Raw genomic sequence first — 10,066 nt, 5'->3', positions numbered from 1 at the left:
CCCCCGGCGGGGGGGGGGGCGCGGGCCCGCCCCGGCGGGCGGTCCCCCCGCCCCCCCCCCCCCCCGGGGGGGGGGCCCCCCCCCCCCGCCCCCCCCCCCGGAGGGGGGGTCAGTCCGTGGTGACGGGGGCGTCGGTGGCGTCGTCGTCGGGGACGCCGGCGTCGCCCGAGACGGTGTCGCCTCCGCTGTCGGCGTCGGTGACGGTGTCGGAGACGCCGCGGTCGATCGCGGTTCCGCCGGATGCGGCGCCCGCGGCGCTCGCGTCGGACGCGTCCTCGCCGGGCAGCACGGTCTGGGCGCCGCCGGTGTTCGGGGTCAGGTCGGACTCCTGCTCGGGCAGGTCCTCGTTCACGTTCTCGGGCACGGGGGCTCCTCTCGTCGGAGTGTCCATCGGAGCATGCGGGCGGCGGCGGGCGTCAGGGTCTTGACACCGTCGGGGAGCGGCCGGTCTCGATACGCCCCTGCGGGGCTGCTCGACCGGCATGATTGGGCGCTGTGTCTCCGCCGATCGAGCTGCTGCCTTCCTGCGGATCGAGCAGCTGTCCTCATGCTGATCGAGTAGCCCGTGGAGCGGGCGTATCGAGATCCACCAGCGTCGGAACAGGAGTCTGCAGGCCCGCCCTTCTGAGGGCGGTGGGTCTCGATACGCGCCGGCGGCGCTACTCGACCGGCATGGTGGCGCTCCGGCGCTCTGCGACCGGCATGGTGGCGCTCCGGCGCTCTGCGACCGGCACGGGGCGGGGCGGTGGCTTCACCGTGCTCCCTGGAGCTGTCAAGTGGAGACGCTCGACGGGGACGGAGTCGTAGCGTCGAAGCATGAGCTCGTCCCGCACGACCCGCAGTTCCGATACCACCGCCACGACCAAGAGCACTGCCACGAAGACCGCCGCCGCCGAGAAGAGCAGCGCGACGAAGACCGCAGCGACGACCGCCACGGCGGAGACGAGCGCTGCGAAGAAGGCCACTGCGAAGGTCGCTCCGGCGAAGAAGACCACCGTGAAGAAGGCCACCGCGAAGAAGGCCACCGCGAAGAAGGCCACCGCGACGAAGAGCGCTGCGAAGACGACCGGCGTGAAGGCGAGCGCTGCGAAGACGACCGGCGCGAAGGCCGCTCCCGCGAAGAAGACCGCGGCGGCGAAGAGCACGCGCGGCACCATCGACCGCATCGCTCGCGAGGACTTCGGCTGGACGTCGCTGCTGCCGGGGCAGCGCGAGGCCATCGAGTCGGCCGCCGCGGGCCGGGACACGCTGCTCGTGCTCGCCACGGGCGGCGGCAAGTCCGCCGTGTACCAGATCGCCGGCGCCGAGCGCGGGGGCGTCGTGCTCGTCGTCTCGCCGCTCGTCGCGCTGCAGGCCGACCAGCTCGCCTCGATCGAGGCCGCGCCGGCCGCGCCGCCCGCCGTCGCCATCAACTCCGCGCAGGGTACCGCCGCCGTCGCGCGGGCCTGGGAGCGCATCGACGAGGGCGGCCCGCTGTACGTGCTGCTCGCTCCGGAGCAGCTGGCCAAGGAGGAGAACGTCGCGCGGCTCGCCGCGGCAGGCGTCTCGCTCCTGGTCGTCGACGAGGCGCACTGCGTCTCCTCCTGGGGCCACGACTTCCGCCCGGACTACCTGCGGCTGAAGGACGTCCGCAGTGCGCTGGGCGATCCGCCGGTGCTCGCGATGACGGCCACCGCCTCCCGGCCGGTGCGCGAGGAGATCATCGACCGGCTCGGCATGACCGACCCCGAGGTGCAGGTGCACGGCGTCGACCGCCCCGAGATCCGCCTCGTGGTGCACCGCCACGAGAGCGAGAACGAGAAGCGCGCGGCCGTGGTCGAGGAGGCGCGCAGCTGGACGGCGCCGGGGCTCGTCTACGTCGCCACGCGCAAGGAGACCGAGACCTACGCGGCGGAGATCGCTGCCTCGGGCCGGAGCGTCGCGGCCTATCACGCCGGGCTCAGGACGAGCGAGCGGCGCGAGGTGCACGAGCGCTGGCGCGACGGCGAGCTCGACGTGGTGATCGCCACCTCCGCCTTCGGGATGGGGATCGACCGCGCCGACGTGCGCTACGTGCTGCACGCGACGACGACCGAGTCGCTGGACGCCTACTACCAGGAGATCGGGCGCTCGGGGCGCGACGGCGAGCCGGCCACCGGTGCGCTGCACTACCGGCTCGAGGATCTGGGGCTGCGGCGCTTCTTCGCCAAGCGCCGGGTCGAGCCGGCCGCGCTGCGGGTGGTGTGGGCGGCCGTGTCGGACAAGCCGGGCGTGCAGGTCGACGAGCTGGCGGAGGCGCTGGGCAAGTCGCCGCGCACCGTCGCGCGACTGGTGAACGATCTCGCCGAGGCCGACCTGCTCGAGACCGAGGGCGGCCTGCGGGCCGTGAGTGACGCGAGCGGCGACGACGCGGTCCGCGCGGTGAAGGAGGAGCTCTCCTCCCGCGAGCGCATCGCGGAGTCGCGGCTGTCGATGATGCGGGCCTATGCGGAGACCTCGCAGTGCCGGCGGCGCGTGCTGCTGGACTACTTCGGCGTCGAGGGTCCGGAGTGGTGCGGCAACTGCGACGGCTGCGAGCGGCACGAGGCGCGCCAGGAGGCGGCCGACGAAGCGGCGTCCGCTGCTCCCTCCGAGGCGCCGCTGAGCGTCGACGAGGCCGTCGAGCACCGCGAGTGGGGTGCGGGGACCGTCATGAGCGTCGAGGACGACCGCGCGACGATCTTCTTCGAGTCCGAGGGCTACAAGGTGCTCTCGTTCGCGGCGCTGGAGTCCGGTGTGCTGCGTGAGCGCGAGGCCGTCTCGGCCTGAGTGCGGGCGGGGCGGGGTCTCGATACGCCGTCCTGCGGACGGCTACTCGACCAGCATGGGTGGGCGGGGCCTCTTCCGAGAGGGCTGCTCGTCCGACTGGGGCCCTCATGCTGATCGAGTAGCCCGCGCAGCGGGCGTATCGAGATCCACCTGCGTCAGGAGACCGGTCTGCAGACCGTCGTGCTGAGGACGGTGGGTCTCGATACGCCCCTGCGGGGCTACTCGACCAGCATGGATGGGCAGCCGCACCGGAGGTGCGACCTGAGATCGTCTTGCGGGCGGGGCTACTCGACCAGCATGAAGGGGCAGCCGCGCCGGAGGTGCGACCTCTCATCGTGGCGCGGTGCTGCTCGACCAGCATGAAGGGGCAGCCGCGCCGGAGGTGCGACCTCGCATCGTGACGCGGTGCTGCTCGGTCAGCACGGAGGGGAGCCGCACCGCAGGTGCGACCTCCACGTGCGAGATGCCACTTGTGAGCGGGCGACACGGCGTGTCGCGCTCACAAGTGGCATCTCGCGGAGGGGGTCAGACGTTCGAGACGGCGGAGCTCACGTCGGTGGGCTTGTCGTAGTCGCCCTCGGGGATGGCGCGGAGCGCGTCGAGGACGTCGCTGTCGGCGCCCTCCTTCTCGGCGGTCTCGACGATCGTGTCCTTCGAGGCCGGGTAGTCGATCCCGGAGAGGTACTTCTGGACCTGGATCGGGTTGGGTGCATCCATCGTGCTGTCCTTTCGTCGTTCGGTCAGTGCTGGTGCTCTTCGGTGAAGAGCCGGTCGAAGGCGTCCACGCGCCGGTCGGTGACCGTCGTGGGCGTCTCGAGGTGCACGGCGCCGCTGGGGACGAGCCCCGCGCCACCGAAGCGCTCCATGACGCGCCACTGCGCGGCGACGTCCTCGCCGCTGTGCTCCGGGGGCAGCTGCTCCCAGAAGTCGAAGCCGCCGCAGGCGACGAGCGCCTCGCGACGGTAGAGCACGCACGCGCCGAGCCAGGCGACGCGGTAGGCGCGCCAGGCGCCTTCCGGCACGTCGAGGCGGGCGGCGACGTGGGTGAGGTTCGCGGCGTTGTGCAGCGGCCAGCGCTCGAACTCCGGCGTGCCGCGCCGGATCCGCTCGGGCTGCACGCCGTCGTCCCAGGGCTCGAAGGCGGTCTGCTCGTGCGGCCGCTCGTCGCCGAGGTAGGACAGGCCCTGCACGGCCGAGCCGACGAACCCGCAGCCGAGGCGGTCGAGCGCCTCATGCAGCCGCGCCAGCGTGCCCGGCTCGAGCCAGACGTCGTCGTCGAGGTAGAGGACAGCGGGGGCGGTCGCGAGCGAGAGCAGGTAGTGCCGCTGCTCCGCGAGGCCGCGGCGGGGGAGGTGCCGGCGCACGAGCGGAGCGCGGCCCTGCGCGGCGAGGATCCGCAGCATCGAGACGACGGTCGGGCCCGTCTCCGTCACCGCGGCGTCCGACTGGTCGCTGACGACGACGCGGAACGGCGGGTCGTCCTGCGCCGCGAGGCCCGCGAGGGTCGCCGCCAGCTCGGCCGAGCGGCCGGCCGTCGGGATCAGGACGTCGACGGCCGGGGTCTCCGGGGGCAGGTCGCGCCCCCAGAGCCCCGACCAGCGCCGGCTGCTCACGGCGCCGACGACGAGCGGATGCGCTGGACCATCTCGGTCGTCGAGTGCTCGGAGACGTAGCCCACGGTGGTGACGGTGCCGCCGTAGGAGCGGACGACCACCGCCTCCGCGAGCATGTCGGGGGCGTAGTCGCCGCCCTTCACGTAGACGTCGGGCTGCACGCGCTCGAGCAGCGGGATCGGGGTGTCGCCGCTGAAGAGCGTGACGTAGTCGACGCAGCCCAGCTCGGCGATGACGCCCGCGCGGTCGCCCTCGGGGTTGATCGGGCGGCCCTCGCCCTTCAGCCGGCGGACGGAGTCGTCGTCGTTCACGGCGACGACCAGCACGTCGCCGAGCTCGCGCGCCTGGCGGAGGTAGGCGGTGTGGCCGCGGTGCAGCACGTCGAAGCAGCCGTTGGTGAAGACGATGCGGCGGCCGCGGCGCGCCTCCTCGGCGAGCACCTCGACCAGCCCGTCCTCGCCGAGCACGACGGCGCCGGGCGCGGCGAGCGAGGCGAGGAGGTCGTCCGCGGTGCAGACGGAGGTGCCGGGGCGCTGCACGACGACGTCGGCCGCGGCCTGCGCCAGGTCGACGGCGGTCGCCAGCGAGCGGCCGGCGGCGAGGGCGAGGGTCGCGGTGGCGGCGAAGGTGTCGCCGGCTCCCGAAGCCTGCTTCTCCTCCGCGGGCTGCGCGAAGGTGCGGCTGACGGTTCCGTCGGCGTCGAGGGCGGTCGAGCCGTCGCGGTCGAGGGTGACCACGACGTGGCGGGCGCCGGAGCGCTCGCGGAGCCTCTGGGCCGCGGCGCGGACGGCGGCGGCGCGCTCGGTGCCGCGGCCGAGCGGGGTGCCGAGGAGTCGCTCCGCCTCCTTGGCGTTCGGGGTGACCAGGTCGGGGGCCGCGAAGGCCCAGTCGGCGAGCTCGTGCGCGTCGATCACGAGGAGGCCGGGGCGCTGCGCGGCGAGCACGCGCTCGACGGCCTCGCGGAGGATCCCGGAGCCGTAGTCGCAGACGAGCACGGCGTCGGCGCCGTCGGCCGCGCGGACGGCGGCCTCGGCGAGCTCGTACAGCTCGCGGTCGGACGGGCGGTGCGGGCCGGAGTCGACGCGCAGCATCACGCTGTCGCCGCCGACGACGCGGGTCTTGATCGTGGTCGCGGCGTCGCTCCGGACGATCGCGCCGGTGTCCAGGCCCGCGCGCTCGAGCGCGGCGAGGAGGCGGTCGCCCTCGGGGTCGCGGCCGGCGACTCCGACCGTGCGGACCACGGCGCCGAGCGCGCAGAGGTTCGCCGCGGTGTTGGCCGCGCCCCCGGCGACGTCGACGACGTCCTCGAGGCGCAGCACCGGGGCGGGCGCCTCGCGGGTCACCCGCTCGGCCTCGCCGAGCCACCACGAGTCGAGGATGAGGTCGCCGACCACGGCGACGACCGGCGGCCGCTCGCGCACGTGCGCGATCAGCGCGCTCGCCCGCTGGAGCGCGGAGCCCTCGAGGCTCATCGCCCGGCGCCGGGGAGGACGGGGAGGCCGAAGTGCACGACCGTGGTGGTGGTCATCTCGTCGAGCAGCTCCGGGCCGTAGCCGAAGCCCGAGCCGCTGGTGCCGCGGGGCTGCGCGCTGCCGCCGGGGGCGCCGCCGAAGACGCCGTTGATCTTCACGGTGCCGACCGGGAGGGTCGCCGCGGCGCGGTGCGCGTGCTCCATGTCGGCGGTGAGGACGGTGGCCGCGAGGCCGTAGGGGCCTGTGGCGGCGCGGGTGAGCGCCTCGTCGAAGTCGTCGACGACGAGGACGGGGGCGACGGGGCCGAAGGTCTCCTCGGTCATCACCAGCATCTCGTCGGTGCAGTCGGCGAGGACGGTGGCGGGGTAGAAGGTGCCGTCGCCGGGCTCGCCGCCGGTGAGGATGCGGGCGCCGTCGCGGACGGCGGAGGTGACGTGCTCGTGCACGGCGTCGCGCATCCGCGCGTCGACCAGGCGGGGGAGCGGGCCGTCGCGCCATCGCTCGGCCTCGACGACCAGCGCGGCGGTGAAGGCCTCGGCGACGTCGCGGTGCACGTAGATCCGCTCGACGGAGGTGCAGATCTGGCCCGCGTTGGCGAAGGCGCCGAGGGCGGCCTGCTCGGCGGCCCAGACCGGGTCGACGTCGCGGTCGACGACGAGCGCGTCGTTGCCGCCGTTCTCGAGGATGGTGTGGGCGCCGGTGACGGCGGCGATCCGGGCCAGGGCGCGGCCGGTGGCGGTCGAGCCGACGTGCGCGAGGACGTCGACGCCGTCGGTGCGGGCCAGGGCGTCGCCCACAGCGCCGTCACCCTCGACGAGGGTCAGCACGCCCTCGGGCAGGGCCTCGGCGAGCAGGCGGGTGAAGAGCGCGCCGGTGCCGGGGCTGCGCTCGCTGGGCTTGTGCACGACGACGTCGCCGGAGACGATCGCGGCGCCGAGCAGGCCGGCGGCGACGGCGACCGGGTCGTTCCAGGGGGTGAGCGCGAGGACCACGCCGCGCGGGTGCGGCAGGGCGAGGTCGACGTTGAGGGCGCCGCCGCGCAGGCTCTTGCCGCGGTGCAGGGGGCCGAGCTCGGCGTACTGCAGCAGGGTGTCGACGCCGGCGCGAACGCCGCCGAGGGCGTCGCCGGCGGGCTTGCCGGTCTCCTCGGTGTTGAGGTCGGCGAGCTCCTGCTCGCGGGCGGCCACGCGGTGGGCGGCGGCGCGCAGCAGGGCGCCGCGCTCGGCGGGCGCGGTGGCGGCCCAGGCGGGGAAGGCGGCGCGGGCGCGGGAGACGGCGTCGGCGGCGAGATCGGCGGTGGCGCCGGTCGTGCCGGCGGCGGGGGTCGCGGTGTCGATGGTCACGGTCACCTCTCGGTCGGAGGCGTCCGCAGGGGTCGCGGACGCGCGTGCAGACCTCCGGTACCCGCGCGGCGGCGGCTCAAACGGATACCGCCGCAGAACATCAGCTGAGAAGGATAGGCCTCCTCTGTCAGCCGAGGCCGACCACTCTCAGCTGATGTTGTGCGCGGACCGCGGGGGTCAGGCGGGGCCGAGGTGGGTGACGGCGGCGGTGATCGCGGGGGTGGTCTCGCCGTCGGGCCAGCGGAGGGTGACGCCCTCGCCGGGGACGACGCGGCCGATGGCGGCGGTCGTCGTGTGCGGCGTGCCCATGCGGGAGGCGCCGGGGCGGTCGGCGGTGAGCATCGTGAAGCCGGGGAAGCAGGAGAGCCAGTCGGCCAGGCCCGCGGCGGCGGGGCGGGGGATCGCGGCGACCTCGAGCTCGGCGCCCGCGCCGGACGCCTCGGCGAGCATGCCGACGGTGCCGACGAGGCCGGCCATGCTGACGTCCTTCGCGCCGTCGGGCGCGCCGGCGCCGACGCTCGCCGCGAGCGCCCGCAGCACCTCCGGTGAGCGGCCCGAGGTCGAGTCCCACTGCAGTCCCGCGTAGCCCGGGCGCCAGCCGCCGGCGAGGTCGGCGGTCAGGCTCAGCTCGTGGCCGATCGGGGCGCTGCCCGGAACCGGGCGCGCGGTGCGGCCGAGGCCGGTGACGGAGAGCGCGGCCGGGACGCCGAGCTGGGTGTGCCCGCCGAGCAGCGGCACGCCCCAGGCCTCGGCGCCGGCGCGCAGTCCGCGGAGGATGCGGGCGGCGAAGGAGGCGTCGCGCGCGCCGACCGCGTCGAGCAGGCCGACCGGATCCGCGCCCATGGCCGTGAGGTCGTTGACGTTGACGAGCACCGAGCACCAGCCGGCCCACTCCGGGTCGCGCTCGACCATCGAGGGGACGATCGCGTCGCAGACGGCGACGAGGTCGGAGCCGGGGACGGGGGCGCCGTCGTCGCCGCGGAAGCCCGGGCCGCCGAGCTGGCCGGCGAAGGCGTCGAGCAGCGGACCGAGAGCCGCCTTCGCGCCGCGGGCGAGCCGGTCGAACCGGTCGATCGGCCAGCGCATCCGCACGTGGGCAGTCCCCGCGACCTCGACGGCGCCGAGGCGATCCCAGCCGAGCCGGCGGAAGAGCACCTCGTTCTGCGTCTGCACCGTCGCCTCGAAGCGGATCACGCCGCGCGCCTCGGCCTCGGCGCAGGCGGCGCGCACCAGCGCGGCCCCGATGCCGGCGCCGCCGCGGGCGCTGCGGCGGACGACCAGCCGACTGCCGCTCCACCAGCCGAGGTCCTGCTCGAGCGCGGGCGCGATCCGCACCCCGCCGAGCACGCCGTCGGCCGAGCGGGCGACCAGCACGACGGTGCGCGGATCCTCGTCGAGCGCGTCGCGGTCGTCGGCATCGAAGAGGCCCTGCTCGTCGACGAACACCTCGCGGCGCAGCGCCCGGTAGGCGGCGGTCTCGGCAGTATCGGCGACCACGACCACGAAGGTCTCGCGGGCGGCCTGCGCGACCGTGCGGACCCCCTCGAGGATCGAGAGCTCCATCAGGCGCCGGCGGTCTTCAGCACGCCGCAGGCACCGCAGGCCGCGCAGCCCGCCTTCTGCCCGGAGGAGAGCATCCCGGCGGCGATCAGCAGCGCGGCGACCTGCTCGCTCACCTTCTCCAGCAGCGAGCCGGCCGGCGGCAGGACGTGGTCCACCTCCGTCGCGAGCGTCCCCTTGAGCGGCCGGAACGGCACCACGAACGGGTAGATCCCGCGCTCGATCAGCTCGCCGGCGCTGGCGACCAGCTCGTCCGGGTCCTCGCCGAGGCCGACGAGGAGGTACGTCGAGACCTGGTTGCGGCCGAAGATCCGCACCGCCTCGTCCCAGGCCTCCCAGTACTTCGCAGTCGAGACCCGGGCCTTGCCGGGGGTCCAGCGGCGGCGGATGTCGTCGTCCATCGACTCGATGTGGATGCCGATCGAGAGGGCGCCGGCGTCCTTGAGCTCCTGCAGGGCGGCGAGGTCCTCCGGCGGCTCGCACTGCACCTGGATCGGCAGTCCGGGGACGGCCTGGAGCACCGCGCGGACGCAACGGGCGAGGTGCCGGGCGCCCCGGTCGCGGCCCTTGGAGGTGCCGGTGGTCATCACCATCTGGCGGATGCCGTCGAGCCGGGCGGCCGCCTCGGCGACCTCGGCGAGCTGCGCCGGGGTCTTCACCGCGATGGTCGAGTCGTTGGCGAGCGAGGCCTCGATCGCGCAGAAGCGGCAGCGCTCGGCCTCGTCGTAGCGCATGCAGGTCTGCACGACGGTGGTGGCCAGGATGTTCCGGCCGTGCAGGCGGGCGATCTTCTCGTAGGAGACACCGTCGGCGGTGCTCAGGTCGTAGAAGCGCGGGCGCTTCACCGGCTCGACGTCGAGGCCGATGTCGGCGCCGTCGAGCAGGAGGCGTCCGTTGGTCACGGCGTAGGGGCTCTTCGGGTTCACCGGGATGGCGGCGCCGAGCCCGCCGAGCATCACGTGCCCGTCGTCGCTCGGGCCGGCGCCGGCCTCGCGGTGCACGGGGGCGTCGACGCGGATGCCCTGCAGGGCGATGTCGACGCGGGTGCGCAGGGCGGAGGAGCCGGTGCGGCGGACGGGGGCCGAGCCGCAGGCGTCGGGGCCGCAGGAGGAGTCGGCGGAGTCGGAGGGGGAGACGGGTGCGGGATCGGCGGTGCGGAGGCGGGGCGTCTGCAGATCGGTCATGGTGCTCCTCGGAGTCTCGAGTCGAGCGGTGCGCGACGGCGGAGTCCGACGTCGTGAGCCTCCATTAGGTCAACGCGGTGTTTCGGAGCGATGACATCGGGAACGCG

At 74.9% G+C, this 10,066-nt stretch carries 8 protein-coding genes; 1 reads left to right on the top strand and 7 read right to left on the bottom strand.

The window, feature by feature from the left end; all coding sequences use genetic code 11:
- Positions 1-109: 109 nt before the first annotated feature.
- Positions 110-364: a hypothetical protein gene (locus EDF36_RS17790; RefSeq protein WP_123734012.1), complete on the bottom strand. Its 255-nt coding sequence runs from the start codon at positions 362-364 to the stop codon at positions 110-112.
- A gap of 452 nt (positions 365-816) precedes the next feature.
- On the opposite strand from EDF36_RS17790, the gene EDF36_RS17785 reads away from it, so the two are divergent.
- Complete coding sequence (locus EDF36_RS17785) at positions 817-2,787, top strand: RecQ family ATP-dependent DNA helicase (protein WP_123734011.1); 1,971 nt, start codon at positions 817-819, stop codon at positions 2,785-2,787.
- A 525-nt stretch (positions 2,788-3,312) separates the two neighbouring features.
- On the opposite strand, the gene EDF36_RS17780 is transcribed toward EDF36_RS17785, so the two are convergent.
- From EDF36_RS17780 to EDF36_RS17755, 6 genes are all read right to left on the bottom strand, one after another.
- Positions 3,313-3,504: a DUF2795 domain-containing protein gene (locus tag EDF36_RS17780; RefSeq protein WP_123447964.1), complete on the bottom strand. Its 192-nt coding sequence runs from the start codon at positions 3,502-3,504 to the stop codon at positions 3,313-3,315.
- 23 nt (positions 3,505-3,527) lie between these two features.
- Positions 3,528-4,400, bottom strand: a complete 873-nt coding sequence (locus EDF36_RS17775) for a glycosyltransferase family 2 protein (RefSeq protein WP_221181685.1) — start codon at positions 4,398-4,400, stop codon at positions 3,528-3,530.
- Positions 4,397-5,872 (bottom strand): D-glycero-beta-D-manno-heptose 1-phosphate adenylyltransferase, encoded by a 1,476-nt coding sequence (rfaE2, locus tag EDF36_RS17770; protein WP_123734010.1) that lies wholly within the window; start codon positions 5,870-5,872, stop codon positions 4,397-4,399. The genes EDF36_RS17775 and rfaE2 overlap by 4 nt, the downstream gene beginning before the upstream one ends.
- Positions 5,869-7,215 carry an aldehyde dehydrogenase gene (locus EDF36_RS17765; protein ID WP_397459914.1) on the bottom strand — a complete coding sequence of 449 codons (1,347 nt, stop codon included), beginning with the start codon at positions 7,213-7,215 and terminating at the stop codon, positions 5,869-5,871. The genes rfaE2 and EDF36_RS17765 overlap by 4 nt, the downstream gene beginning before the upstream one ends.
- A 177-nt stretch (positions 7,216-7,392) precedes the next feature.
- Complete coding sequence (locus EDF36_RS17760) at positions 7,393-8,778, bottom strand: MSMEG_0567/sll0787 family protein (RefSeq protein WP_123734008.1); 1,386 nt, start codon at positions 8,776-8,778, stop codon at positions 7,393-7,395.
- Entirely contained in the window at positions 8,778-9,959 is a 1,182-nt protein-coding gene (locus EDF36_RS17755; RefSeq protein WP_123734007.1) for an MSMEG_0568 family radical SAM protein, read from the bottom strand. Before EDF36_RS17755 ends, EDF36_RS17760 begins: the two co-directional genes overlap by 1 nt.
- Positions 9,960-10,066 lie beyond the last annotated feature (107 nt).

Origin of the sequence: Rathayibacter sp. PhB152, from assembly GCF_003751395.1 — a bacterium.
Taxonomy (GTDB): Bacteria; Actinomycetota; Actinomycetes; order Actinomycetales; family Microbacteriaceae; genus Rathayibacter; species Rathayibacter festucae.
This window is presented reverse-complemented; position numbering and strand designations above follow the sequence as displayed.